Origin of the sequence: Mycobacterium tuberculosis complex sp. N0072 (genome assembly GCF_030323725.1) — a bacterium.
GTDB lineage: Bacteria > Actinomycetota > Actinomycetes > Mycobacteriales > Mycobacteriaceae > Mycobacterium > Mycobacterium tuberculosis.
This window is the reverse complement of the sequence record NZ_CP040689.1, coordinates 3,567,642-3,593,794: the sequence shown is the minus strand read 5'-3', so window position 1 is coordinate 3,593,794 and position 26,153 is coordinate 3,567,642. Positions and strand designations below refer to the sequence as shown.

The following is a 26,153-nucleotide window of genomic DNA, read 5'->3' as shown; positions in this document are numbered from 1 at the left end:
TGGGCGGGTCAGTTAGCCCGCGCGGCGAAGCCGTCCTGGGCGTGCGTCGGGCGTCGGCGGCGGCGACGACGGCGTCGCGCAGCTTCGCCGTTGCCGGACCGGGAGCCGGACACAACATCGGACCCGGAATCTGATGCGGTGCCGGAGCCCGGCTCCGAGGTGGCGTCGCCGCCCACGATTGGGCTGCTGATTGGGTTGGTGCCGGGGTGTCCGGTGACGGGTTTGCCGCCGCGGGTGCGCCGACGCCTGGGGGTATTGCGGGCGTGCTGTGCCGTTTTCTGGCCGTCGCAGTCGGTGTCACGTCGCCTGCCCTGCGATTTGCGCGCCGGGCCGACGGTACCGCCGGCCGTGGCCGGGATGGCCAGCTCGGCATACAGATGCGGCGAGTTGGAGTATGTCTCGGCCGGATCGGGGGAGCCCAGGCCCAGTGCTTGGTCGATCATGCTCCAACGGGGCAGCTCGTCCCAGTCCACCAGGGTGACCGCGACCCCGGTTCGGCCGGCACGGCCGGTGCGACCGATGCGGTGGACGTACATCTTCTCGTCTTCGGGGCACTGATAGTTGATCACGTGGGTAACGTCGTCGATGTCGATGCCGCGGGCGGCCACGTCGGTGGCCACCAATACGTCGATGCCGCCAGTGCGAAACGCCTTGAGCGCCTTCTCGCGTGCCAGCTGTCCGAGATCACCGTGCACGGCGCCGACTGCGAAACCGCGCTCGGTCAACTCGTCGGCGACCTTCTGGGCGGTCCGCTTGGTGCGGGTGAAGATCATCGTCGCGCCGCGGTCACGAGCCTGCAGCACCCGGCTGACTAACTCCACTTTGTCCAACGCATGGGCGCGGTAGACGAACTGCTCGGTCGCGTCGTGAACCGCTGAGGAATGTGGTGCCTCAGCCCGGATATGCGTGGGCCGGACCATGAACGTTCGGGCCAGCGTGATGATCGGGTCCGGCATGGTCGCCGAAAACAACATCGACTGTCGGTCGGCGGGAATTTGCCGCAGGATTCGCTCGATATCGGGCAGGAAGCCCAGGTCGAGCATCTCGTCGGCCTCGTCGAGCACCAACACGGATAGCCCGCCCAGCTGCAGGTGGCCCTGCTGGCACAGGTCGAGCAGCCGACCCGGGGTGCCGACCACGACGTCGGCGCCGGCGCGTAGCGCCTCGATCTGCGGCTCGTAGGGCCGTCCCCCGTAGATGGACACCACCGACAGCCGGCGCCGTACCGCGGCAGCGTCGTCTGTGTCGGGGCCGGCGGTCAGGTACTTGCCCGCCGTGGCCAGGTCATCGGTGACCTGTAGACACAGCTCGCGGGTGGGGACTACGACCAGGGCCCGCGGAGCGCCAGTGAGCGGTCTCGTGCCGTCGCCGGAGGTGATGCGCTGCAGCAGCGGCACGCCAAAAGCGAACGTTTTGCCCATGCCGGTGCGGGCCTGGCCGATCACGTCCTCGCCGTCGAGCGCGAGTGGCAGGGTGAGTTCCTGGATAGCAAAGGGCCGTTTGATGCCCTCTTCCCCTAATGCGCGGACTATTTCGTCGCGGACTCCAAGTTTGGCAAATGTTGATTCAGTTGTGTGTTTCACTGCGGTCATACGAGGGTAAGCGGCCTTTCGGTGACGGTGTCGGTCGTGTGTCGGTGTTTCTCTGTCGCGGTTCACGCGCGCATGAGTTCCGACTCCGATTACGTCGCCGAGTCGCCGGCCCCTAGCACAGTCCAGGCGGGGCAGACTCCATGCACGCACATTTCGCCGGTAGCGGCAGTCGAACCAATGCCGCCACCTAACGAGCATGATAGCTGGTCGGCCAGCAGGTTCCCATTTGCCGCTGAGCCTGCCTACTAGAGTGTTGCCATGCCATCGCCCTCATCCGCCGATCAGGTGGCCGATTCACCCAGGCCACGGCTGCCGGCGGATCATCCCGGCGTCAACGAATTGTTCGCGTTGCTGGCCTACGGCGAAGTTGCCGCCTTCTACCGATTGACCGATGAGGCGCGCATGGCCCCGGATCTGCGGGGAAGGATCTCGATGGCATCCATGGCCGCCGCCGAGATGGGGCACTACGAGCTGCTGCGCAATGCGTTGGAACGTCGCGGCGTCGACGTGGTGTCGGCGATGTCGAAGTACACCTCAGCGTTAGAAAACTACCACCGGCTGACGACGCCGAGCACATGGCTGGAAGCCCTGGTGAAGACCTATGTTGCCGATGCGTTGGCCGCCGATTTGTATCTGGAGATCGCCGACGGGCTGCCTGACGAGGTTGCTGACGTGGTGCGGGCGGCGTTGTCGGAGACCGGGCACTCTCAGTTCGTCGTCGCCGAAGTGCGCGCAGCGGTGACGGCCAGCGGCAAACAGCGCAGCCGACTGGCGCTGTGGTCGCGTCGTCTGCTCGGCGAGGCGATAACGCAGGCCCAGCTGGTGTTGGCCGACCACGACGAGCTGGTCGACCTGGTGGTGTCCGGTAGTGGTGGACTGAGCCAGCTTGGTGCCTTCTTCGACCGGTTGCAGCAGACCCACGACCAACGCATGCGGGAACTGGGTCTCAGCTAGATCCCAGATCTAGCGAGTGCATGTCGCGATGATCGCATTGTTGGTTGACGCCACCACCGTCTGAGCGCCGGTATTGACGATCGAGCAGTTGAGACGACTGTAAAGGCTGGTCGCGACGACCGATTCGGTTTGCACGCCGGGGTTCAGAACGACCATCTTCGTCCACGGCAGCGACACGTTGAAGTCGGTCACCGGGAAGCCCCGCGCATCGGTGTAGACGACGTTCACCAGGTCGAACAGCTGCTTGGTGCCGGTCACGCGGTAGACGACGGTGCGCGGATTCAGCGGCGCCGGCGGTGGCACAGCAGTCTGAGGTGGCGCGGCGGTGGGGGTTCGCGTCGGCACGGTAGTAGGCCCGGTGCCCGGCGGTGCCACCGTGGTGACCGTCTCCGGCGGGAGCTGCGGCCGCAAGGTGCTGGGCGAAGGGTGGGGTGACGTGCTGGTCGGGGCCGTTGGTCGTGGCGAGGTGGATATCACCGTGCGCGGGGCTGGTGCCCCGACAATGGCCTTGGTCGACGTGCTATCTCCGCTGTTGATAATGACTGCGGTCGCGACCGCGCCAAGCGCCACCACACTGCCGAGGATCGCAGCTACCGGGCGCCATCGGCGGTCAGCCGCCCAGGCAAACTCGCCTTCCGAACAGGTCCGGCCAGCCCCGAAGCCGCTCGAGCTCTCGTCGTCCGGGTAGTCCTGGACTTCCCGGACGTTCCGAACGCACTCGTAGAGGTCGTTAACTGTGTTACCGATGGTGCTGATGTTATCGAGCCCCTGCCGGCGGATGGGGTGTCTGGCGGCGTGTCGGGCTGGCCTAGACCTAACCGTTATGGGGGCCAGGGGCGTCTACTAGCCTGCTGGTGACACGCCTGTGACGGAATGCCAATGGAAGGGGCCACCGTGGAGGTCAAGATCGGTATCACGGACAGTCCGCGCGAGCTGGTGTTCTCCAGTGCGCAGACGCCCAGTGAGGTAGAAGAACTCGTCAGCAACGCGCTGCGCGACGACTCTGGTTTGCTGACCCTGACCGACGAGCGGGGCCGTCGCTTCCTAATTCACACCGCCAGGATCGCCTATGTCGAGATCGGTGTCGCAGACGCCCGCCGGGTGGGCTTCGGCGTCGGGGTGGACGCCGCAGCTGGGTCCGCCGGAAAGGTTGCTACGAGCGGGTAAGCGGGACGTGGGACAACCCGCCCCAGGCGAACCGCACGGTGCCCTCGACGGCGTCGGACTTGGAAATCGGCTTGTCGGCGTCCAGCCAGTATCTGGCGCAGTCGACGCTCATTCCGACCAAGCCCACCGCGATCATCCGGGCGCGGTGCGGGTCCAGTCCGGAATCGGCGCTGATCAGCGCGAACACTGCGTCGATGCACGATTCGGTGGCCACCCGCACCTGTGCGGCGACCTCGGGCTCGGTGACGAAGTCGTTCTCGAAGATCAGCCGGTAACCCTGGCTGTCGTGCTCGATGAAGTCGAAGAACGCCTGGACGGCCACGTGCAACCGCTGCCGGTTGTCGGTAGTCGTGCTCAGCGCCTGATGCACGCCGGACACCAGGTTTTCCACGTGCCGATGAAGCACAGCCAGGTAAAGTTCTAACTTGCTCGAAAAATGTTGATACAGAACGGGTTTACTGACTCCCGCCCGATCCGCGATCTCGTCCATACCGGCCGCGTGGTAACCCCGATCGACGAAGACGTCACTGGCAACGACAAGCAATTGGCCGCGGCGCTCGTCGCGAGGCAGTCGGTTGCCGCGCCGGTTCGGGGCCGGAACGTCTTCGTCTGGCCGAGCGCTGCCGGACGATCTGAGGGCACGTCGCTGCGCTGTCTTGGCGAGATCGCTCATCAGTCCTCAATCTGATCACACTAATTCGAGGGCCACTGTGCCAACCCCCACCGCCGCGCGTCTGTCGGAATGACATTACTACCTGCGGCATCGGTAGCGGCGGGATAGTTTGTTGGGTGTTGCATTCGGGCGCGCCAGGGTCGCGACCCGGGCCAGCTGTGTCATCCTGAGGAAATGACGTCTCCGTGGCCCGCCGGAAGCACGAGTCGAGTACCCGTGCTGCGTGACGAGTGGCGTGAGCCGCTGCGGGCCCTGCGCGACCCGCTCGCCGCGACTGACAGACGGGTCCGGGCCCGCCGCGACCGGAAGCGTCAATGGCGCAAACAAACCTGGTTGGGGCGGTTCGTGTCCACGTACGGCTGGCGCGCCTACGCCCTGCCGGTTCTGATGGTGCTGACCACGGTGGTGGTGTACCAGACGGTGACCGGGACGAGCACGCCAAGGCCCGCGGCGGCCCAGACCGTCCGGGACTCGCCGGCCATTGGTGTGGTGGGGACCGCGATCCTCGACGCACCGCCTCGCGGTCTTGCAGTGTTCGATGCCAATCTGCCGGCCGGGACGCTGCCGGATGGCGGCCCGTTCACCGAGGCTGGTGACAAGACCTGGCGTGTCGTTCCGGGCACTACTCCCCAGGTCGGTCAAGGCACCGTCAAAGTGTTCAGGTATACCGTCGAGATCGAGAACGGTCTTGATCCCACAATGTACGGCGGTGACAACGCATTCGCCCAGATGGTCGACCAGACGTTGACCAATCCCAAGGGCTGGACCCACAATCCGCAATTCGCGTTCGTGCGGATCGACAGCGGAAAACCCGACTTCCGGATTTCGCTGGTGTCGCCGACGACAGTGCGCGGGGGGTGTGGCTACGAATTCCGGCTCGAGACGTCCTGCTACAACCCGTCGTTCGGCGGCATGGATCGCCAATCGCGGGTGTTCATCAACGAGGCGCGCTGGGTACGCGGAGCCGTTCCATTCGAAGGTGACGTAGGTTCCTATCGGCAATATGTGATCAACCACGAGGTCGGTCATGCCATCGGTTACCTGCGCCACGAGCCGTGCGACCAACAAGGCGGTCTGGCTCCGGTAATGATGCAGCAGACGTTTTCCACCTCCAATGACGACGCGGCCAAGTTTGACCCCGACTTCGTTAAGGCGGATGGAAAGACCTGCCGATTCAATCCCTGGCCCTACCCGATTCCCTAACCCGGGGAAGCAAAGGTGGCAAGCTGGGCGTTGAGGTATTTGCAGGACGACGCGCAGCAGACGTTTCGGATATAACCGAGGAGATATTCGGTGTCGACATCCTTGCCGCCACTAGTTGAGCCAGCATCCGCGCTCAGCCGTGAAGAGGTAGCTCGCTACAGCCGCCATCTCATCATTCCTGACCTGGGTGTTGACGGGCAGAAGAGGCTCAAGAACGCGCGAGTACTGGTGATCGGCGCCGGCGGGCTCGGAGCACCCACGTTATTGTATCTGGCCGCCGCCGGCGTCGGCACCATCGGCATCGTCGACTTCGATGTGGTTGACGAGTCGAACCTGCAGCGCCAGGTCATCCATGGGGTAGCTGACGTCGGGCGCTCCAAGGCTCAGTCGGCGCGCGATTCGATTGTCGCGATCAACCCGCTGATCCGGGTGCGACTACACGAGCTGCGGCTTGCGCCGAGCAACGCCGTCGACCTGTTCAAGCAGTACGACCTGATCTTGGATGGCACCGACAACTTCGCCACCCGGTATCTGGTCAACGACGCCGCGGTGCTGGCTGGCAAGCCGTACGTGTGGGGGTCGATTTACCGCTTCGAGGGCCAGGCATCGGTGTTTTGGGAGGACGCCCCCGACGGGTTGGGTGTCAACTACCGCGACCTGTATCCCGAGCCGCCGCCGCCGGGCATGGTGCCGTCCTGTGCTGAAGGCGGGGTGCTGGGCATTATCTGTGCCTCGGTCGCATCGGTGATGGGCACTGAGGCGATCAAGCTGATCACCGGGATAGGTGAAACACTGCTTGGCCGGTTGCTGGTGTACGACGCGCTGGAGATGAGCTATCGCACGATCACCATCCGCAAGGACCCATCGACACCGAAGATCACCGAGCTGGTCGACTACGAACAGTTCTGCGGCGTGGTTGCTGACGATGCCGCCCAGGCGGCCAAAGGTTCCACCATCACGCCGCGCGAGCTGCGCGACTGGCTGGACTCCGGCCGTAAGCTGGCACTGATCGACGTTCGCGATCCCGTGGAGTGGGACATCGTGCATATCGACGGAGCCCAACTGATTCCGAAATCGTTGATCAACTCGGGTGAGGGTCTGGCCAAGCTCCCCCAGGACCGCACCGCCGTGCTGTACTGCAAGACGGGCGTGCGCTCGGCCGAGGCATTGGCTGCGGTCAAGAAAGCCGGTTTCTCCGACGCGGTACACCTGCAGGGTGGGATCGTCGCGTGGGCCAAGCAGATGCAGCCCGACATGGTGATGTACTAGGACCGATACAGGCCCAATACACCCCGATGGGCTCTACTAGGCTGACCGGTGTGAATGTCGAGCCGCCGCCCGAGCACGTGTTGGTGGCGTTCGGTTTGGCAGGTGCGCAACCCATCCTGTTGGGTGCCGGTTGGGAAGGTGGCTGGCGATGCGGCGAGGTGGTGTTGTCGATGGTGGCCGACAACGCCCGCGCGGCCTGGTCGGCCCGGGTGCGCGAGACGTTGTTCGTCGACGGCGTACGCCTGGCTCGGCCCGTCCGATCGACCGACGGCCGGTACGTGGTGTCTGGTTGGCGGGCAGACACGTTCGTCGCCGGCGCGCCGGAGCCTAGGCATGATGAGGTCGTCTCGGCGGCGGTGCGGCTGCATGAGGCCACCGGAAAACTGGAACGCCCCCGATTCTTGACCCAGGGACCCGCGGCGCCCTGGGCCGAGATCGATGTGTTCGTCGCCGCAGACCGAGCTGGGTGGGAGGAGCGGCCATTACAGTCGGTCCCACCGGGCGTGCCGACCGCCCCCCCGGCAGCGGACCCCCAGCGATCGATCGATCTGATCAATCAGCTTGCCGGGTTGCGTAAGCCGACCAAGAGCCCGAACCAGCTGGTGCACGGAGATCTTTACGGTACAGTGCTTTTCGCGGGCACCGCCCCTCCAGGGATCACCGACATCACGCCCTACTGGCGGCCCGCATCCTGGGCGGCCGGGGTGGCCGTCGTCGACGCGCTGTCCTGGGGTGCGGCCGACGACGGGCTCATCGAGCGGTGGAACGCGCTGCCGGAGTGGCCCCAGATGTTGTTGCGCGCGTTGATGTTCCGCCTAGCAGTGTACGCGCTGCACCCACGATCCACCGCCGAAGCGTTTCCCGGCCTGGCCCACACCGCGGCCCTAGTGCGGCTAGTGCTCTAAACCTACTCAGCCCGGCGGAAACTCATAGCGGATCTCGCTCAGCGCCACCCGGCCGTCAACACTGAGAACGCCCTCTGCGCGCAACAACTCCAACTGCCGGGTGGCCAGGTGCTGTGCTGGGCGCCCGGAGGCTCTGATCACCCGGTGCCAGGGCAGATCCGAGGAATCGGTCCGCATAATCCAGCCGACAATACGCGGACTGGAAAGCCCTGCGAGAGCTGCGATGTCGCCGTAGGTGGACACCCGGCCGAGTGGGATGGCCGCGACCAGTGAGCGCACCAGCTCCACCTGTTCGTCGGTCACCGGCGCCATGGCTAGCGCGGTCCCAGTCGACTGCGGATCACCGCCGCGACCTCAGTGGGCTTGGCTTGGGGCACCATGTGCCCGCAGTCGAAGTCTAGTAGCTCAAAATCGGCTCCTAGCCGTTTGTCCAGGGCCGCGAGCAGCTGGTCGCTGACGTACGCCGGTGACGCACGGACCGCCCGAACCAGCGTGGTTGCCGTTCCCACCGGCGGCAGCACGATGTCGCGGGCCAGTTCGCTCCAGTAGCACACCATCGCCGGCAGGCTGATACGCCAACCGTACCGACCGTTGGGCAATGCGACGAGGTGCTCGTCGAGTTCGGCGTCGAGCACTGGGGGGTCCACGTCCGCCCAGGCACCGGTCGCCTTCTCGGCCCGGGCCTCGGCGGGGTCCAGGTAGTCGGGAGAGGCCAGCATGGCGTCGACCACCTCGCGTACCCGGGACCCGTCCAGAGCGACCGCCGGGTCGAGCAACACCAGCGCCGCGACCTGGTCTGGGCGGGCCGCGGCCAGGTGCATAGCGACAGCGCCGCCGAAGGAGTGTCCGACCACCACTACCGGACCGTCGCCCTGATTGTCGAGGAGTGCTGCCAGGGCGGACACGTTGGCGTCGATGGTCCACGGCGCGGCCCATGGTGACCTACCGTGGCCCAGCAGATCGGGTGCGGCGATGGGGATTTCGGGCAAGTGATGGGCTAACCGGTGCCAGATGCGCCCGTGCTCGGTCACTCCGTGGATGGTCAGCACCCGCGCGGGCCCTGACGGGCCGTAGCGCTGTACGTGAAGGTCGATGATCACGCGTCGATGATGCCAGCCCGGCGACGCCTGCTACCGGTCGATTTCTTCGTCGTCGGCGACCGGAACGACGAAGGCTTGGTCGACGACGTCGGCTTCGCTGGCGTCTCGGTCGCCGGCGCCGCCGCTGAGGTAGGCGGTGTCCAACCCGGCTTCGTCGTCGAAATCGACAGCACGCCCTTGCTCCACCGCATCGGCTTCGGGTATTTCGTCCTGTGGACCGCCGCCTACGACCGCCGCCATGGTAGCCACCCCTCACATCGCGTTTTCGGTTTTCTTGCCAGCTCCAGTATCCGAGCTTGTCAGACCCTCGTGATGTCATGCGGCTATGTCACATATCTGGGGTGTCGAGGCGGGTGCGGCCCTCGCGCCGGGTTTGCGCGGTCCGGTGCTTGTGCTGGGCGGCCCGGGCACCGGTAAGAGCACACTGTTGGTTGAGGCCGCGGTCGCTCACATCGGCGCCGGCACCGACCCGGAGTCGGTTCTGCTGCTGACCGGTTCCGGCCGAATGGGCATGCGGGCCCGCAGTGCGCTGACGACGGCGCTGCTGCGGTCGCGCACCAACGGCCCTTGCCGGGCGGCGATCCGCGAACCGGTGGTACGCACCGTGCACAGCTACGCCTATGCGGTCTTGCGCAAGGCCGCACAGCGCGCCGGTGACGCCTTGCCGCGGCTGCTTACCAGCGCCGAGCAGGACGCCATCATTCGGGAACTGCTGGCCGGGGACGCCGAAGACGGACCGGCCGCCACCACCACCTGGCCTGCGCATCTGCGGCCCGCGCTGACTACCGCCGGCTTCGCCACCGAGCTGCGAAACCTGTTGGCACGTTGCGCCGAACGCGGCCTGGACCCGCTGGAGTTGCAGCAACTGGGCCGTCGCCGCGGCCGTCCGGAATGGATCGCCGCCGGTCAATTCGCCCAGCGGTACGAGCAGGTGATGTTGTTGCGGGGTGCGGTGGGGCTGGCGGCGCCGCAGGCCACGGCGCCGGCGCTGAGTGCCGCCGAACTGGTGGGGGCAGCTTTGGAGGCCTTCGCGGTCGATCCTGAGTTACTGGCCGCCGAACGCGCCCGGGTCCGGACCCTTTTGGTCGACGACGCCCAACAACTTGATCCGCAGGCGGCACGCCTGGTCCGGATGCTGGCGGCGGGCACCGAGCTGGCCCTGATCGCCGGTGATCCGAACCAAGCGGTGTTCGGGTTCCGCGGCGGCGAGCCCACCGGCCTGCTGGCCGACGATCCGCCGCCAGCAGGTGGTGCCCCCATTCCGTCGGTGACGTTGACGGTCTCTCATCGGTGTGCACCCGCCGTGGCGCGGGCCGTCACCGGCATCGCACGACGGCTACCGGGTCGAAGCGTCGGTCGGCGAATCGAGGGCACCGGGACCGAGGTCGGATCGGTGACGGTGCGCCTGGCCGGTTCGGCGCACGCTGAGGCAGCGATGATTGCCGACGCGCTGCGACGCGCGCACCTGATCGATGGGGTGCCTTGGTCGCAGATGGCGGTGATCGTCAGGTCGGTGCCGCGCGCTGTGCGGTTGCCGCGCGCTCTGGCCGCCGCCGGGGTGCCGGTGGCCCCACCTGCAGTTGGCGGGCCGTTGTCCGCGGAGCCGGCGGTACGGGCGCTGCTCACGGTGCTCGAGGCGACGGCTGACGGGCTCGACGGCGACCAGGCGCTGCTCCTGCTCACCGGGCCGATTGGTGGTGTGGACCCGGTATCACTTCGCCAGCTGCGCCGGACTCTGCAACGCGCACGTCCCGGCCAGACTTCGAGGAAGTTCGGCGACCTGCTGGTGGAAGTGCTCGGCGGCGACGCGCCGCCATCGGGGCCAGGGTCGCGGGCACTGCGGCGCGTGCGTGCCGTGCTGACCGCGGCCGCGCGCTGCCACCGCTCAGGAAGTCTGGGTGGCCAGGATCCGCGCCACACGCTATGGGCTGCCTGGCAACGGTCGGGTCTGCAACGCCGCTGGCTGGCGGCCAGCGAGCATGGTGGTGCGGCGGCTGTCCAGGCCACCCGGGACCTGGAAACGGTGACCGCCTTGTTCGACATCACCGACCATTACGTGTCCCGCACCTCGGGTGCGTCCCTGCGCGGACTCGTCGAGCACGTCACCGCGCTGCAGCTGCCGGTTGTGCGACCCGAACCGGCAGCCCCGACAGAGCAGGTCATGGTCCTTAGCGCACATGCCGCGCTGGGACACGAATGGGATCTGGTAGTTATCGCCGGCCTACAGGACGGCTTGTGGCCCAACACGGTTCCACGTGGCGGTGTGCTTGGCACCCAGCGGCTGCTGGACGAACTCGACGGTGTCACGAAGGATGCCTCGATGCGCGCGCCGTTGCTGGCCGAGGAGCGCCGGCTGCTGGTGACCGCGATGGGGCGGGCCCGGCGGCGGTTGCTGGTGACCGCCGTAGATAGCGACGCGGGCGGGGGCGGGCACGAGGCGGTGCTGCCATCGGCGTTCTTTTTCGAGATTGCCCAGTGGGCCGACGGCGATGGCGAACCCGTCGCGATGCAGCCGGTCTCGGCGCCGCGCGTGTTGTCGGCTGCGGCGGTGGTAGGCCGGTTACGCGCTGTGGTGTGCGCGCCTGCCTGCGCGGTAGATGACGCCGATCGCGATTGTGCGGCAACGCAATTGGCCCGGTTGGCCAAAGCCGGTGTGCCAGGTGCCGACCCGTCCGAGTGGCATGGCCTGGCCCCGGTCAGCACGAGTGATCCGTTGTGCGATAGCGACGATCTCGTCACGTTGACGCCGTCGACTTTGCAGGCACTCAACGACTGCCCACTGCGCTGGCTGGCCGAGCGGCACGGCGGAACAAACACCCGCGAGCTGCCGTCTGCCGTCGGATCGGTGTTGCACGCACTGTTTGCCGAGCCGGGCAGGAGCGAATCCCAACTGCTGGCTGAACTGGACCGGGTGTGGGGCCATCTGCCGTTCGGCGCTCAGTGGTATTCGGCCAACGAGCTTGCCCGGCACCGCGCGATGATCCAGGCGTTCGTACAGTGGCGAGCTCAGAGTCGATCCGAGCTGACCGAAGTTGGCGTGGAGGTCGACATCGATGGGGCCCTCGAGGACGGTAGCGGTCAAGCCAGAAAAATTCGGTTGCGTGGCCGGGCGGATCGGCTGGAACGCGACCCGGCCGGCCGCCTGGTGATCGTCGACATCAAAACCGGCAAGACACCGGTCAGCAAGGACGATGCCCAGCAGCACGCCCAGCTGGCGATGTATCAGCTGGCGGTGGCCGAAGGCTTGGTGCGCGCCGGGGACGAGCCCGGCGGTGCCCGGCTGGTCTATGTCGGCAAAAGCGGGGCCGCTGGCGTCGCCGAACGCAAACAGGATCCACTCACACCGGCCGCGCGCGACGAATGGCGCAACCTCGTCCGGCAGCTGGCCGCGGCGACAGCCGGTCCCCAGTTCATCGCTCGGCGCAACGACGGGTGCACCCACTGCCCGCTGCGGCCGGGCTGTCCGGCCCACGTCCGAGGGTCGGCGCCATGACCCAAACCGCGGCACCGGCACGCTACAGTCCAGCTGAACTAGCCTGCGCGCTAGGACTTTTCCCGCCCACCGCTGAGCAGGCCGCGGTAATCGCCGCACCTCCCGGCCCGCTGGTCGTCATCGCGGGAGCCGGCGCCGGAAAAACCGAAACGATGGCTGCCCGGGTGGTGTGGCTGGTTGCCAACGGCTACGCGGAACCCGGCCAGGTGCTGGGATTGACGTTCACCCGCAAGGCCGCGGGCCAGCTGTTGCGCCGCGTTCGGTCCCGTCTGGCCAGGTTGGCCGGTATCGGCCTCGGCTGCGGCGACCCGGCGGCCTGCGCTCCGGTAGTCAGCACCTACCACGCCTTTGCCGGCTCGCTACTACGCGACTACGGCCTGCTGCTACCGCTGGAACCCGATACCAGGTTGCTGAGCGAGACCGAGCTGTGGCAGCTGGCATTCGATGTGGTCAGCGGGTACGACGGCGTGCTGTGCACCGACAAGAGCCCGGCGGCGGTCACCTCGATCGTGGTGCGGTTATGGGGCCAGCTTGGCGAGCATCTGGTCGACACCCGCGCGCTTCGCGACACCCACGTCGAGCTGGAACGGCTGGTCCACGCTCTGCCGGCGGGCCGCTATCAGCGTGACCGCGGCCCCAGCCAGTGGCTGCTGCGGATGCTGGCCACCCAGACCCAGCGCGCGGAGTTGGTGCCGTTGCTTGACGCGTTGGGTGAGCGGATGCACGCCGGCAAAGTGATGGATTTCGCCATGCAGATGGCCTCGGCCGCACGGTTGGCGGCGACCTCTCCCCAAGTTGGCCAGGATCTGCGGAGGCGCTACCGGGTGGTGTTACTGGACGAATACCAGGACACGGGGCACGCGCAGCGCGTTGTGTTGTCGTCGCTGTTTGGCGGCGGCGTTGATGACGGGTTGGCGCTGACGGCTGTCGGTGACCCGATTCAGTCGATCTACGGGTGGCGCGGCGCTTCGGCGACGAACCTGCCCCGGTTCACCACCGACTTCCCCTTATCGGACGGCACCCCCGCGCCGGTGCTGGAGCTGCTGACCAGCTGGCGCAACCCGCCGCAAGCGCTGCGCGTGGCCAATGGCATATCGGCGGAGGCGCGGCGGCGCTCGGTTGCGGTGCGCGCGTTGCGGCCGCGTCCGGATGCCCCGCCTGGAGCCGTCCGCTGCGCGTTGCTTCCCGACGTGCAGGCCGAACGCGAATGGATCGCCGACCACTTGCGGATGCGTTACCAGCGGGCAGAAGCGGACGGTGTCAAGCCGCCCACCGCGGCGGTGCTGGTACGCCGCAACGCCGACGCCGCCGCTATCGCTGATACCCTGCGGGCCCGCGGAATCCCGGCTGAAGTTGTCGGGCTGGCCGGCCTACTGTCCATCCCCGAGGTCGCCGAGGTGGTGGCCATGCTGCGCCTGGTTGCCGACCCAACGGCCGGGGCGGCCGCGATGCGGGTGCTGACTGGCCCACGGTGGCGGCTCGGCGCCCGGGACCTCGCCGCGCTGTGGCGGCGTGCGCTGACGCTGAGTGGCGAATCACCGTCAACGGCGTCGCCCGAATCGATCGCGATGGCGGCCAGCGCGGACGCCGACAATCCGTGTCTGGCCGACGCCATCAGCGATCCAGGTTCCGCCGAGGGGTATTCGGTGGCGGGATATGGGCGCATCGGCGCCTTGGCCGGTGAACTGAGCGCGCTGCGCGGTCGCCTCGGTCATTCCCTGCCCGACCTAGTAGCCGAGGTGCGCCGCGTGCTTGGCGTCGATTGCGAGGTGCGGGCCTCGGCCCCGGTCTCAGGTGGCTGGGCCGGACCCGAGCACCTTGATGCGTTCGCCGACGTGGTCGCGGGGTACGCCGAACGGGCCAGCGCTAGGTCCAGCGAGGCGTCGGTTGCGGGCCTGCTGGCTTATTTGGACGTCGCCGAGGTGGTCGAGAACGGTTTGCCGCCTGCCGAGTTGACCGTCGCCTGCGACCGGGTCCAGGTGCTGACCGTGCACGCCGCCAAGGGCTTGGAATGGCAGGTGGTGGCGGTGGCACACCTGTCGCGCGGAGTGTTTCCGTCGACGGTGTCGCGCAGCAGCTGGCTTACCGACCCCGCCGAACTACCGCCGCTGCTGCGTGGGGATCGCGCCTCGGCCGGCGCGCACGGCATCCCCGTACTGGACACGTCAGCTGTCGCTGACCGAAAACAGTTGTCGGACAAGATCTCCGAACATCGTCGCCTGCTCGATCGGCGGCGCGTTGACGAGGAGCGTCGACTGTTGTACGTGGCCGTTACCCGGGCTGAGGACACTCTGCTGGTGTCCGGCCACCATTGGGGGCCCACCGGGACAAAGCCGCGCGGGCCATCGGAATTCCTGTGCGAACTCAAGGACATCATTGACCGTTCGGCCGCTGCCGGTGATCCTTGCGGAGTCGTCGAGCAGTGGGCGTCGGCGCCCGCCGGCGATGAGCGAAACCCATTGTGTGACAACGCTATCGAGGCGGTTTGGCCCGCTGATCCGTTGGCCGCACGTCGCGGCGATGTGGAGCGGGGCGCGGCGCTGGTGGCGGCGGCCATGTCGGCCGACTTGCCCGGAAGCACCACCGACATCGATCATCCCCCGCGCCCGGGCGATGCCCCCTGGTCCACTGACGTCGATGCACTGTTGGCTGAACGTGCGCACGCGGCGCGGGGAGCACCTGCCCGTGGTCTGCCGAACCATTTGTCGGTCAGCAGTTTGGTGGAGCTGGTCGGCGACCCGGTCGGTGCGCGGCAGCGGCTGATGTGTCGGCTGCCAAAACGCCCGGACCCGCACGCGTGGTTGGGCGATGCATTTCACGCCTGGGTTCAGCAATTTTACGGTGCTGAACTGCTGTTTGACCTGGGTGACCTGCCAGGTGCAGCGGACCGCGAGGTGGGCGATCCTGAGGAGTTGGCCGCGTTGCAGAGGGCGTTCACCGCATCATCGTGGGCGGCTCGCACCCCGGCGGCGGTCGAAGTGCCGTTCGAAATGCCGATCGGCGATACCGTGGTGCGCGGCCGCATCGACGCGGTGTTCGTCGACCCCGACGGCGGTGCCACCGTGGTGGACTGGAAGACCGGCAAGCCGCCGCACGGGCCGGCAGCCATGCGGCAGGCCGCTGTCCAGCTCGCTGTCTATCGACTGGCCTGGGCCGCATTGCGGGGATGTCCGACATCCTCGGTGCGTACCGCCTTCTATTACGTGCGCAGCGGCATCACGGTCGTCCCCGACGAGTTACCCGCTCCCGGCGAGTTGGCCATGCTACTGACCGACTGCGCCGGTCGGCGGTCGGACACCTGACGTGGTTACCATTTGTGTCGTGCGTTTGGCGTGCATTGGGGCTAACCGGTGACGGATTTCGGTGGCCGGTAGCTGGCGGCGGTTGCGGGGGCTCGACGAGAAGCTGACCGCGCAGCCTGGTTACGCGCTTGTCGGCGTGCTGCGCATTCCCCAAAGGCGGGCCAGTCCAGCTCGCGTTATTTCACGCCGGGTGGTCGTCGCTGTGGTGGCGTTGCTGCTCACCGCCGGGATCGTCTACGTCGACCGCGACGGCTACCTCGACGCCCAGGGCGATCGGCTGACGTTTCTGGATTGCCTCTACTACGCTGCGGTGACGCTGTCGACGACCGGCTACGGCGACATCACGCCCATTTCCGAATTCGCGCGAGCGATCAACATCTTCGTCATCACACCGCTGCGGATTGCGTTCTTGATCTTGTTGGTCGGCACGACTCTCGAAGTCCTCACGGAAACATCCCGTCAGGCGTACAAGATCCAGCGTTGGAGGAGCAGAGTGCGCAACCATACCGTCGTCATCGGCTACGGCACCAAGGGCAAAACGGCGGTGGCCGCGATGGTCAGTGACGAGTTAGTTCCGGGTGAAATTGTGGTCGTCGACACCGATTCGGGTGTCCTCGAACGTGCCGCGGCAGCCGGTCTGGTCACCGTGCATGGTGATGCCACCAAGTCCGACGTGCTGAGGTTGGCCGGCACTCAGCATGCGTCTTCGATCATCGTCGCCACCAGTCGCGACGACACCGCTGTGCTCGTCACGTTGACGGCGCGCGAGATTGCGCCCAAAGCCAAGATCGTGGCGTCCATCCGGGAGGCCGAAAACCAGCACTTGTTGCGGCAGTCGGGTGCGGACACGGTGGTGGTCTCCTCCGAGACCGCCGGGCGGCTGCTCGGCATCGCTACCACGACGCCCAGCGTCGTGGAGATGATCGAGGATCTGCTGACCCCGGAAGCCGGCCTGGCCGTTGCCGAACGTGAGGTGGAGCAGGCCGAGGTGGGCGGGTCTCCGCGGCACCTGCGCGACATCGTGCTCGGCGTGGTACGTGACGGCCAGCTGCTGCGCATTGGGGCGCCCGAGGTGGACGCCATCGAGGCCAGCGACCGGCTGCTCTATATTCGCCAGGTGGGGCGCTAGTGGCGATCGCAAGCGCGGCGGAGCCGGGCGCGGCGGGTCGCCACCAGGTGGGGCGCCAGTGACGAACGTAAGCGGCGTGGATTTTCAGCTGAGAAGCGTTCCGTTGCTTTCGCGCGTCGGCGCCGACCGGGCCGACCGGCTGAGGACCGACATGGAGGCGGCCGCCGCGGGATGGCCAGGCGCGGCATTGCTGCGGGTGGATTCCCGCAATCGCGTGCTGGTCGCCAACGGCCGGGTGTTGCTTGGCGCGGCCATCGAGCTGGCCGACAAGCCACCGCCAGAGGCGGTATTCCTGGGTCGCGTCGAGGGCGGCCGCCACGTCTGGGCGGTGCGGGCAGCGCTGCAGCCGATCGCTGATCCCGACATACCAGCCGAGGCGGTGGACCTTCGTGGGCTCGGCCGAATCATGGACGACACCAGCAGCCAACTGGTGTCGTCGGCATCGGCGCTGTTGAACTGGCATGACAACGCACGATTCAGCGCCCTAGACGGCGCGCCGACGAAACCGGCCAGGGCCGGCTGGTCACGGGTCAACCCGATCACCGGTCATGAGGAGTTCCCCCGTATCGACCCGGCGGTGATCTGCCTGGTTCACGACGGCGCTGATCGTGCCGTGTTGGCTCGCCAGGCGGCGTGGCCGGAACGGATGTTCTCGCTGTTGGCTGGCTTTGTCGAGGCCGGAGAGTCGTTCGAAGTCTGCGTCGCCCGGGAGATCCGCGAGGAAATCGGCCTGACCGTTCGCGATGTGCGCTATCTGGGCAGCCAGCCGTGGCCGTTCCCGCGGTCGTTAATGGTTGGCTTTCATGCCTTGGGTGACCCGGATGAGGAGTTCTCGTTCAGCGACGGCGAAATCGCCGAAGCCGCGTGGTTCACCCGCGATGAGGTGCGCGCAGCGCTTGCCGCCGGCGATTGGTCCAGTGCGTCGGAGTCGAAACTGCTACTGCCCGGGTCGATCTCGATCGCCCGCGTGATCATCGAATCGTGGGCAGCGTGCGAATGAAAGTCCACGTCGTTAACCCGCGATCTTTACCAGCTTCGCTTTGACCTCGTCCGCGCTCGGGTTAGTCAGCGTCGACCCGTCGGCGAACTTCACCGTGGGAACAGTTCTGTTGCCGCCATTGACCGAGCCGACGAACTCCGCGGCCGCACGGTTGTGTTCGATGTCGACCTCGTCGTAAGCGATTCGGTTGGCCGTGAGCGCTGTTTTGAGTCGAAGGCAATAGCCACACCATGATGTCGTATAGATGGTGAGCGCAGCGGTGATCATGACACGCTAACCTAGCGCGGCGACGACCCGGGCGGTGTGGCGGCTCGGCAGTTGTTCATGTCGCACGCCCCATGGCGTGGCGACACGCCCGGTCTGTCATCTACCGCTGCCAAGATGGACGTCATGTCGATAGCCAGCGACCCATTGATTGCCGGGCTGGACGACCAGCAGCGCGAAGCCGTACTGGCTCCGCGTGGACCGGTGTGCGTGCTGGCCGGTGCCGGAACCGGCAAGACCCGCACCATCACTCACCGGATCGCTTCGCTGGTCGCGAGCGGTCACGTCGCCGCCGGGCAGGTGCTGGCTGTGACATTCACCCAGCGCGCGGCGGGCGAAATGCGCAGCCGGTTGCGCGCACTCGACGCCGCGGCACGGACCGGTTCGGGCGTCGGCGCTGTGCAGGCGCTGACCTTTCACGCGGCCGCGTATCGCCAGCTGCGGTACTTCTGGTCGCGCGTAATCGCTGACACCGGCTGGCAGCTGCTGGACAGCAAGTTCGCCGTGGTGGCCCGCGCCGCCAGCCGCACCAGGCTGCACGCCAGCACCGATGATGTGCGTGACCTGGCCGGCGAGATCGAGTGGGCCAAGGCGTCCCTGATCGGCCCCGAGGAGTATGTGACCGCAGTGGCGGCCGCACGCCGAGACCCCCCGTTGGACGCCGCGCAAATCGCGGCTGTCTACTCCGAATACGAGGCGCTCAAGGCCCGCGGCGACGGCGTCACCTTACTTGACTTCGACGACCTGTTGCTGCACACCGCGGCCGCGATTGAAAACGACGCCGCGGTGGCCGAGGAGTTCCAGGACCGGTACCGGTGTTTCGTCGTGGACGAGTACCAGGACGTCACCCCCCTGCAGCAGCGGGTGCTCTCGGCCTGGTTGGGTGATCGGGACGACCTGACCGTCGTCGGCGACGCCAACCAGACCATCTACTCGTTTACCGGGGCTTCGCCTCGTTTCCTACTCGACTTCTCGCGGCGGTTCCCGGACGCCGCGGTGGTGCGGCTGGAGCGTGATTACCGGTCAACTCCGCAGGTGGTGTCATTGGCTAACCGGGTGATCGCCGCCGCCCGGGGCCGTGTTGCCGGCAGCAAGCTACGGTTGTCCGGCCAGCGTGAGCCGGGTCCGGTCCCGTCGTTCCATGAGCATTCCGACGAGCCCGCCGAGGCTGCCACGGTGGCGGCGTCAATCGCCCGGTTAATCGCATCGGGCACTCCGCCATCCGAGGTAGCCATTCTCTACCGAGTCAATGCGCAGTCAGAGGTTTATGAAGAGGCGTTGACCCAGGCGGGTATCGCCTATCAGGTTCGCGGTGGCGAGGGGTTTTTCAACCGTCAGGAAATCAAGCAGGCGTTGCTTGCCTTACAGCGTGTGTCCGAACGTGATACCGATGCCGCGTTGTCCGACGTGGTTCGCGCGGTGCTCGCACCACTGGGGCTGACGGCACAACCGCCGGTCGGCACCCGCGCCAGGGAACGCTGGGAAGCGCTCACCGCGCTGGCCGAGCTGGTCGACGACGAGCTGGCGCAGCGTCCCGCACTGCAGCTGCCAGGCCTGCTTGCCGAGCTACGCCGGCGGGCGGAGGCGCGGCACCCACCGGTGGTGCAGGGCGTCACGCTGGCCTCACTGCACGCCGCCAAGGGACTGGAATGGGACGCGGTGTTCCTGGTCGGATTGGCTGACGGCACGCTGCCCATCTCACATGCGCTGGCACACGGCCCCAATAGCGAGCCCGTAGAGGAAGAGCGTCGGCTGCTCTACGTCGGAATCACACGGGCCCGAGTCCATTTGGCGCTCAGCTGGGCGCTATCACGGTCCCCGGGCGGGCGCCAGAGCCGCAAGCCCTCGCGGTTCCTCAACGGCATTGCGCCGCAGACGCGCGCCGATCCGGTGCCGGGCACATCCCGACGCAACCGGGGCGCCGCAGCGCGCTGCCGGATCTGTAACAACGAGCTGAACACTTCGGCGGCCGTCATGCTGCGGCGGTGTGAGACGTGTGCAGCCGACGTCGACGAGGAGTTGTTGTTGCAGCTCAAGTCCTGGCGTCTGAGCACCGCCAAGGAACAGAACGTCCCCGCCTATGTCGTTTTCACCGACAACACCCTGATCGCGATCGCCGAGCTGCTACCTACCGACGACGCGGCGCTGATCGCGATCCCCGGCATCGGTGCCCGCAAGCTGGAACAATACGGATCGGACGTGCTGCAGCTGGTTCGCGGTCGGACCTGAACCGGGCCTGTACCGGCAAACGCGCAGGTCAGAAAATCGGTTGTGGTCAGCTGCTGCCACCGGTTAACCTCCAGGTCGCATTCTGCTGCCAGCCTGGAGATGGCATTGGGGGGCTGGCAACCGCGCGCGACACGAGAGGAGGGCGGCCGCGGTGATTGACAACAACGCATTTGGTGTCGGCGCGGCTGCCGCGGTGCCAACCGCGGGAACCCCCCATAGCAAGAACCGTGTCGCCGCCGCGACTGACGAGTCCGTGGAGCGGGGCTCTACGTAAGCGCTACGTAATCAGCCCCGTTTCGCCAGATGGCCACGGACCCGAAGTCACAGGATCCGTGGCCAAACTTTCGGGACATCTGCCCACCGCAGCATCCCTGGTCCGGATCACTTTCGAAGAACCGCCACCAGACCAGGAAGCAGGTGAAACAGGACGTGTCGGTACTGACAGTCCCCAGACAGACCCCCAGACAAAGATTGCCGGTTTTGCCGTGCCACGTCGGTGATCCCGATCTGTGGTTCGCCGATACCCCGGCCGGTCTCGAGGTAGCCAAGACACTGTGTGTGAGCTGCCCGATCAGGCGGCAGTGCTTGGCCGCGGCGCTTCAGCGGGCTGAACCCTGGGGCGTTTGGGGTGGTGAGATATTCGACCAAGGCTCGATCGTGAGTCACAAGCGTCCGCGCGGACGTCCGCGCAAGGATGCTGTTGCATAGCCCGCGATGGTGCGCCCGCCGGCGCGAGCCGGCTCAGACGACGATCGCGTCGGGCTCGGCGAAACCCGGGATCAGCTCCTCCGACAGGGCCTTGATCGGCACATGCGCGTCCAGCTGGCATAGGATCGCGCCCACCGATGCGATAACCCGCATCGGAATCGCGAGCTTGGCCGGCAGGTCCATCTGGCGCGCCGTTCTGATCTGCGCAACCGAGCGGTCGATCTGACTGACGGTCATTTTCTGTAACCACTTGCGGGTGTAGTGGAAGACCTCGACCTGGATGGGCTCGACGTATTGGCGCAGCATCTCGTCGATCTCGCGAACCGACACCTGTCGTCCTCGCTGGATCAACCCGGCCTTCTCCATCGTCGGCAACAGGAGGTCGTAGTTCTTCTCGCGGGCCAGTCGAATCGTCATCCCGAGCTCTATCGGGAAGCCGCCGGGCATCGGTGCCACGGCACCGAAGTCGATGATGCCCATCCGGCCGTCGGGCAGCAGCATGAAATTACCGGGGTGGGCGTCGCCGTGCATCAACCCCAGCCGCCGTGGTGCGTCGAAGGTGAGCTCGGCGAGCAGCGTACCGATCAGATCACGCTGCTCGGTGGTCCCGTGACGGATGATCTCTGCCATCGGCACACCTTCGATCCACTCCTGGATCACCACCTTCGGTGCGCTTGCCACGACGTGAGGCACCTGGAAGCGCGGGTGGTCGTGGTACGCCTTGGCGAAGGCGCGCTGGTTGGCGGCCTCCAGCCGGTAGTCGAGTTCCATTTCGGTGCGTTCAACCAGTTCGTCGACCACCCCTTGGACGTCGGCGCCGGGTGAGAGCTGTTTGAGCACGCCGACCATGCGCTGCATGGTCTTGAGGTCCGCGCGCAGCGCCTCGTCGGCGCCGGGATACTGGATCTTGACGGCCACTTCTCGGCCGTCCGACCAGATTGCTTTGTGCACCTGGCCGATGCTGGCAGATGCCACTGGGGTGTCGTTGAACGAGCTGAACCGCTCCCGCCATTTGGTGCCCAGCTGTCCGTCGAGTACCCGGTGCACCTTACTGGCGGGCAGCGGTGGGGCGTCCTTCTGCAGCTTGGTCAGTGCTTCCCGGTAGGGTTCGCCGAACTCGTCGGGAATGGCGGCCTCCATCACCGACAGCGCCTGGCCGACCTTCATCGCGCCACCCTTGAGTTCGCCGAGGACGGTAAACAACTGATTGGCGGCCTTCTCCATCAGCTCGGCGGTAACCTCGTCTTTTGACTTACCGGTCAGTCGCTTGCCGAGCCCGAGCGCCGCCCGACCGGCGAAGCCGACCGGGATGCTGGCCAGCTTCGCATTGCGCGCGGCGCGGCCCCGTTTGATATCTGACACACTCCCATCATCCATGACGGTTATCCGGTCGGGGTGTTGATCTGGTAACAACTGCCTGGGTGCGGACGGTTGAGCTTGCCCCGAGTCGACAAGCGTCGACAAGCGCCGACAAGCGCCGACAAGCGTTGTGGTGTTGGCCGCATCAGTGAAATGTGCAGGAGGGTGGACCGCAAGAAACCATGTCAGCAAGATCAACGCAGCACGACGCTGCCGACGCCCTGTTCAGAGCGATCATCGAAACGCTGGACAAGCACCGCAACGAGCGCACCCTGACAGAGGACGTGCTCGACACCTTGGCCAGAGCCTATGCGTCAATCTCGACCAACGTGCCGGAGCAGGGACGACTGGGTTAGACGTAACGTCAACAAAAACACCGCGGATGCCTGGTCCATTGTCGCGCCACGATAGAGCCAGCGTTGAGATCGAACTCCAAGGTGGTGTTCAGCGCCGACGGGGGCTCAGGGGTCGCCTCCTGTCCACGCACGGCGGCGATCACCCGGTTCACTTGGCTGAGCGCCAGCGCCGCCGTCGCTAACAACGTGGCCCGGTCGGCCACCCCGACGGTGTCCCGCAATTGGGCGGCGATGGCCGGCCACGCGGCGTCGCGGTCGCTGCGATGCAGGTCAGCGCAACCGAGACAGCTGGTCACGCCGGGGACCACCAGGGGCCCGACCATCCCGGTGCCGTCACGAACCCGAACGGGAAGATGCGGAACTCTCTCGGTGTGCAGATCGCGCACCATGTGCGGATCGGCCACCAGATAGTCCGACAACACCACCAGATCCACGCCCGCGGGAGTCACCGCCGCATGTGGTTGGCTGCTGTGCCTGATCCGGGCACCGGAGCAGCGCAGCGCCTGGACGAGCAGGTCTGACAACGGCCCGCGACCGTGGACCCGGATGGACGCGGCGCGACGCCGGGAATCCAGGTTTCCGGGGTTGGCTAGGGGGGTCGCTACACCCGCGCCAACCAGTTGCGCGACAAGGTTCGCCATGGCGTCACCGTCAACCAATCCACGCTCGGCGGCTTGGCGCTGCAACTCGGTGATTGGTATCGGTGATCGCATGGACCGCAGCAGCGCGGCCAAACCTGTCGCGGTTAATCCACGCGGTGGACGGACGAGCACAGCCCGACGAGGATCCCAGCCCACTTGCACGGCACCGTCGGGTCTTAGCAGCACCGGCATCGCAGGATTCAACGAATACAGAGCAGACGCAGCCCGCCGCATGACCTGAGACGGTGCCACACTGCGAGCAGACACACCGCTCAGTTATCCACAGGACCGCCATCGTGGCCGGAGTCGTCGGCGCCGCGGGCCTGCTGGTCCCGCTCGAGTTCGGCGATCGCTTCGTCGATACCGCTGGTGTCGCCGCCGATGACACGGTCGATAAAGGCGGCCGGGTCGTCGAGATCGTCAGTGGCGGGCAGCAGGTCCGGGTGCTGCCAGACGGCGTCGCGGGCGTCCATGCCGACGGCCCGGGTGAGGCGCTCCCACAGCGCTCCGGCCTCCCGCAGTTTGCGTGGCCGCAGCTCCAGCCCGACCAACGTCGCAAAGGTCTGTTCGGCGGGGCCGCCACTGGCTCGGCGTCGGCGCAGCGTCTCGCTGAGCGCTGCCTCACCCGGAATTCGCTCGCCCAGCGCCGCAGTCACCACGGTCTGCACCCAGCCTTCGATCAGGGCGAGCAGTGTTTCGAGTCGTTCCAATGCCTGCGTCTGGGCCGGCGTTGCCTTGGGCTCGAATACTCCCTGGCTCAGCAGCTGTTCCATGGCGGCGGGATCGGCCAGCGACGTCGGATTGATATCGCGGGCCAGCTCCTCGATTCCGGTCATATCGATCTTCATGCCCATGGCGTAGGCCTCGACGGCGCCGAGCAGTTGACTGGCCAGCCAGGGAACGTGGCTGAACAGGCGGTGATGTGCGGCCTCACGGGTGGCCAGGAACGTCAGAATCTCGCTGCGCGGTTGCTCGAGTCCGGCGGCAAACGATTCGACGGCGCCGGGCAGTATTGCGGCCACCCCCTTGGGCCCCAGCGGTAGACCGATGTCGGTAGACGTCAGCACCTCACGGGACAGCCGGCCCAGCGCTTGGCCCAGTTGCGAACCAAACGCTATGCCGCCCATCTGCGACATGATCGACAGCAGCGGGCCGGCCATGCTCTTGGCCTCTTCCGGCAGCGACGACGCCCAGACCGTGGAGATCTGCTGGGCCATGGGATCGCACAGCCGTTTCCAGGTAGCCAAGGTGTTGTCGACCCAGTCGGTGGGGCTCCAACCCACCGCCTTGGTGGCGCCAGCGGGTAGCGAGGTTGCCCCGTCAAGCCAGGTGTCGGCCAGATGCACCGCGTCGGCGATCGCCGAGTTCGTGGCCGCCGGGATGGGCGCGATGAACCCGATCGAGCTCGACGCGACCTGCCGGGCCAAGTCGTAGTTGACCGGTCCTGAGGTTTTGCCCGCGGCCATCGCGGTGCCGACGCCGCCGAACATCTCTCCTAGGCGGGTGAAGATTTGCCCCAGGTCGGCCATGTTGAATTCTCCACCGATGCCGAACGCGCCCAACGGATTGGCGCCCGATCCGGAATCGGCACCGTCCTTCCCGCGCTTATCGCGCCCAGACGGATCTTCCGGGGGGTCGTCTCCGGAAGAGAAGCCGAAAGGCAGGTCACCCATGACCTCACCGGTACTCACCGCGGGAACAGAAGGTGCGATCAGCGGTCACGCTCGCAGCTGAACCAGCCCGGCCAGGTCCGTCTAGTGTATGCGGCGTGAATAGGCGGATATTGACCTTGATGGTCGCGCTGGTGCCGATCGTGGTATTCGGCGTGTTGCTCGCCGTGGTAACCGTGCCGTTTGTGGCGCTGGGACCCGGCCCAACGTTCGACACGCTCGGCGAGATAGACGGCAAGCAGGTGGTCCAGATCGTGGGCACCCAGACCTACCCGACGTCAGGTCACCTCAACATGACGACGGTCTCCCAGCGCGACGGTCTAACCCTGGGTGAAGCCCTGGCCCTGTGGCTTTCGGGTCAAGAACAGTTGATGCCACGCGACCTCGTCTACCCTCCGGGCAAGTCGCGGGAAGAGATCGAAAATGACAACGCCGCTGATTTCAAGCGCTCCGAGGCCGCCGCTAAGTACGCCGCTCTGGGGTACCTGAAGTATCCGAAAGCAGTCACCGTCGCCTCGGTCATGGATCCAGGGCCATCGGTGGACAAGCTGCAGGCCGGTGACGCCATCGACGCCGTCGACGGCACTCCGGTGGGCAACCTCGACCAGTTCACCGCGCTGTTGAAGAACACGAAACCGGGCCAGGAGGTGACGATCGACTTCCGCCGCAAGAACGAGCCGCCCGGCATCGCGCAGATCACGCTGGGCAAGAATAAGGATCGCGACCAAGGCGTCCTGGGCATAGAGGTGGTGGACGCGCCGTGGGCGCCGTTTGCCGTGGACTTCCACCTCGCCAACGTCGGCGGCCCTTCGGCCGGACTGATGTTCAGTCTGGCCGTCGTCGACAAGCTCACCAGTGGCCACCTGGTTGGGTCGACGTTCGTCGCAGGCACCGGCACGATCGCCGTCGATGGCAAGGTGGGCCAGATCGGTGGCATCACCCACAAGATGGCCGCTGCTCGAGCGGCCGGCGCGACGGTGTTTCTGGTGCCCGCGAAGAACTGCTACGAGGCAAGTTCCGACAGCCCGCCCGGTTTGAAGTTGGTGAAGGTCGAGACGCTTAGCCAGGCGGTGGACGCGCTGCACGCGATGACGTCGGGCTCGCCGACGCCGAGCTGCTAGCTCGCGCCGGCTGCTGCG

At 66.6% G+C, this 26,153-nt stretch carries 23 protein-coding genes; 13 read left to right on the top strand and 10 right to left on the bottom strand.

All coding sequences use genetic code 11. The features are described from left to right. Positions 1–8: 8 nt before the first annotated feature. Positions 9–1,592, bottom strand: coding sequence for a DEAD/DEAH box helicase (locus FF952_RS16955; RefSeq protein ID WP_003416875.1), 1,584 nt, complete (start codon positions 1,590–1,592; stop codon positions 9–11). Between the two features lie 258 nt (positions 1,593–1,850). Here FF952_RS16955 and FF952_RS16950 point away from each other — a divergent pair, with 258 nt between their 5' ends. Beyond that, positions 1,851–2,546 (top strand): ferritin-like fold-containing protein, encoded by a 696-nt coding sequence (locus FF952_RS16950; RefSeq protein ID WP_003416873.1) that lies wholly within the window; start codon positions 1,851–1,853, stop codon positions 2,544–2,546. A 9-nt stretch (positions 2,547–2,555) separates the two neighbouring features. On the opposite strand, the gene FF952_RS16945 is transcribed toward FF952_RS16950, so the two are convergent. Continuing rightward, the gene (locus FF952_RS16945; RefSeq protein ID WP_003416868.1) at positions 2,556–3,116 is read right to left on the bottom strand and encodes an MmpS family transport accessory protein; all 561 of its coding nucleotides are present in this window, start codon (positions 3,114–3,116) and stop codon (positions 2,556–2,558) included. A 324-nt stretch (positions 3,117–3,440) separates the two neighbouring features. Here FF952_RS16945 and FF952_RS16940 point away from each other — a divergent pair, with 324 nt between their 5' ends. Then, complete coding sequence (locus tag FF952_RS16940; protein ID WP_003416863.1) at positions 3,441–3,713, top strand: DUF3107 domain-containing protein; 273 nt, start codon at positions 3,441–3,443, stop codon at positions 3,711–3,713. On the opposite strand, the gene fasR is transcribed toward FF952_RS16940, so the two are convergent. After that, on the bottom strand, positions 3,700–4,386 hold the full coding sequence (gene fasR, locus FF952_RS16935; protein ID WP_003905016.1) for an HTH-type transcriptional activator FasR: 687 nt from the start codon (positions 4,384–4,386) through the stop codon (positions 3,700–3,702). The two genes, FF952_RS16940 and fasR, sit on opposite strands and share 14 nt — an antisense overlap. Positions 4,387–4,560: 174 nt before the next feature. On the opposite strand from fasR, the gene FF952_RS16930 reads away from it, so the two are divergent. The 3 genes from FF952_RS16930 to FF952_RS16920 all read left to right on the top strand — a co-directional run bounded on the left by FF952_RS16930 (position 4,561) and on the right by FF952_RS16920 (position 7,763). After that, positions 4,561–5,589, top strand: a complete 1,029-nt coding sequence (locus tag FF952_RS16930; RefSeq protein ID WP_003899970.1) for a DUF3152 domain-containing protein — start codon at positions 4,561–4,563, stop codon at positions 5,587–5,589. A gap of 90 nt (positions 5,590–5,679) precedes the next feature. Continuing rightward, entirely contained in the window at positions 5,680–6,858 is a 1,179-nt protein-coding gene (moeZ, locus tag FF952_RS16925; RefSeq protein ID WP_003416855.1) for an adenylyltransferase/sulfurtransferase MoeZ, read from the top strand. A gap of 50 nt (positions 6,859–6,908) precedes the next feature. Continuing rightward, a complete protein-coding gene (locus tag FF952_RS16920) occupies positions 6,909–7,763 on the top strand; it encodes a TIGR02569 family protein (protein ID WP_003416850.1) in 855 nt (284 codons plus the stop codon). Between the two features lie 6 nt (positions 7,764–7,769). Here the strand turns inward: FF952_RS16920 and FF952_RS16915 are convergent, their stop codons facing one another. The 3 genes from FF952_RS16915 to FF952_RS16905 are packed head-to-tail and all read right to left on the bottom strand — an operon-like array spanning position 7,770 to position 9,103. Next, positions 7,770–8,075, bottom strand: coding sequence for an MGMT family protein (locus FF952_RS16915; RefSeq protein WP_003416847.1), 306 nt, complete (start codon positions 8,073–8,075; stop codon positions 7,770–7,772). A 2-nt stretch (positions 8,076–8,077) separates the two neighbouring features. After that, positions 8,078–8,863 (bottom strand): lipase LipV, encoded by a 786-nt coding sequence (gene lipV, locus FF952_RS16910; RefSeq protein WP_003899968.1) that lies wholly within the window; start codon positions 8,861–8,863, stop codon positions 8,078–8,080. A gap of 30 nt (positions 8,864–8,893) precedes the next feature. Beyond that, the gene (locus FF952_RS16905) at positions 8,894–9,103 is read right to left on the bottom strand and encodes an Rv3202a family protein (protein ID WP_003907005.1); all 210 of its coding nucleotides are present in this window, start codon (positions 9,101–9,103) and stop codon (positions 8,894–8,896) included. An 85-nt stretch (positions 9,104–9,188) separates the two neighbouring features. Between FF952_RS16905 and adnA the strand changes: the two genes are divergently transcribed. The 4 genes from adnA to nudC all read left to right on the top strand — a co-directional run bounded on the left by adnA (position 9,189) and on the right by nudC (position 17,787). Continuing rightward, entirely contained in the window at positions 9,189–12,356 is a 3,168-nt protein-coding gene (gene adnA / locus FF952_RS16900; RefSeq protein WP_003905015.1) for an ATP-dependent DNA helicase AdnA, read from the top strand. Next, positions 12,353–15,658, top strand: coding sequence for an ATP-dependent DNA helicase AdnB (gene adnB, locus FF952_RS16895; RefSeq protein WP_003416833.1), 3,306 nt, complete (start codon positions 12,353–12,355; stop codon positions 15,656–15,658). Before adnA ends, adnB begins: the two co-directional genes overlap by 4 nt. Before the next feature lie 61 nt (positions 15,659–15,719). Next, positions 15,720–16,787 (top strand): potassium channel family protein, encoded by a 1,068-nt coding sequence (locus FF952_RS16890; RefSeq protein WP_003416831.1) that lies wholly within the window; start codon positions 15,720–15,722, stop codon positions 16,785–16,787. A 58-nt stretch (positions 16,788–16,845) separates the two neighbouring features. Further along, positions 16,846–17,787, top strand: a complete 942-nt coding sequence (gene nudC / locus FF952_RS16885) for an NAD(+) diphosphatase (RefSeq protein WP_003416829.1) — start codon at positions 16,846–16,848, stop codon at positions 17,785–17,787. A gap of 12 nt (positions 17,788–17,799) precedes the next feature. On the opposite strand, the gene mrx1 is transcribed toward nudC, so the two are convergent. Continuing rightward, complete coding sequence (gene mrx1, locus FF952_RS16880) at positions 17,800–18,054, bottom strand: mycoredoxin Mrx1 (RefSeq protein ID WP_003416827.1); 255 nt, start codon at positions 18,052–18,054, stop codon at positions 17,800–17,802. Positions 18,055–18,177: 123 nt separating this feature from the next. On the opposite strand from mrx1, the gene uvrD2 reads away from it, so the two are divergent. Further along, positions 18,178–20,280: an ATP-dependent DNA helicase UvrD2 gene (gene uvrD2, locus FF952_RS16875; protein WP_003416822.1), complete on the top strand. Its 2,103-nt coding sequence runs from the start codon at positions 18,178–18,180 to the stop codon at positions 20,278–20,280. 429 nt (positions 20,281–20,709) lie between these two features. Further along, entirely contained in the window at positions 20,710–20,988 is a 279-nt protein-coding gene (gene whiB7, locus FF952_RS16870; protein ID WP_003899963.1) for a transcriptional regulator WhiB7, read from the top strand. Positions 20,989–21,021: 33 nt separating this feature from the next. Here whiB7 and FF952_RS16865 read toward each other — a convergent pair whose 3' ends face one another. After that, positions 21,022–22,365 carry a macrolide-binding ATPase MABP-1 gene (locus tag FF952_RS16865; protein ID WP_003416815.1) on the bottom strand — a complete coding sequence of 448 codons (1,344 nt, stop codon included), beginning with the start codon at positions 22,363–22,365 and terminating at the stop codon, positions 21,022–21,024. A 164-nt stretch (positions 22,366–22,529) separates the two neighbouring features. Between FF952_RS16865 and FF952_RS16860 the strand changes: the two genes are divergently transcribed. Next, positions 22,530–22,703 (top strand): hypothetical protein, encoded by a 174-nt coding sequence (locus tag FF952_RS16860; RefSeq protein WP_015456486.1) that lies wholly within the window; start codon positions 22,530–22,532, stop codon positions 22,701–22,703. An 8-nt stretch (positions 22,704–22,711) separates the two neighbouring features. Here FF952_RS16860 and FF952_RS16855 read toward each other — a convergent pair whose 3' ends face one another. Further along, positions 22,712–23,578: a hypothetical protein gene (locus FF952_RS16855; RefSeq protein WP_021082912.1), complete on the bottom strand. Its 867-nt coding sequence runs from the start codon at positions 23,576–23,578 to the stop codon at positions 22,712–22,714. Positions 23,579–23,616: 38 nt separating this feature from the next. Then, the gene (locus tag FF952_RS16850; RefSeq protein WP_003416804.1) at positions 23,617–25,035 is read right to left on the bottom strand and encodes a zinc-dependent metalloprotease; all 1,419 of its coding nucleotides are present in this window, start codon (positions 25,033–25,035) and stop codon (positions 23,617–23,619) included. 77 nt (positions 25,036–25,112) lie between these two features. Here FF952_RS16850 and FF952_RS16845 point away from each other — a divergent pair, with 77 nt between their 5' ends. Continuing rightward, positions 25,113–26,135: a YlbL family protein gene (locus FF952_RS16845; RefSeq protein ID WP_015631536.1), complete on the top strand. Its 1,023-nt coding sequence runs from the start codon at positions 25,113–25,115 to the stop codon at positions 26,133–26,135. The last annotated feature ends 18 nt before the right edge of the window (positions 26,136–26,153 follow it).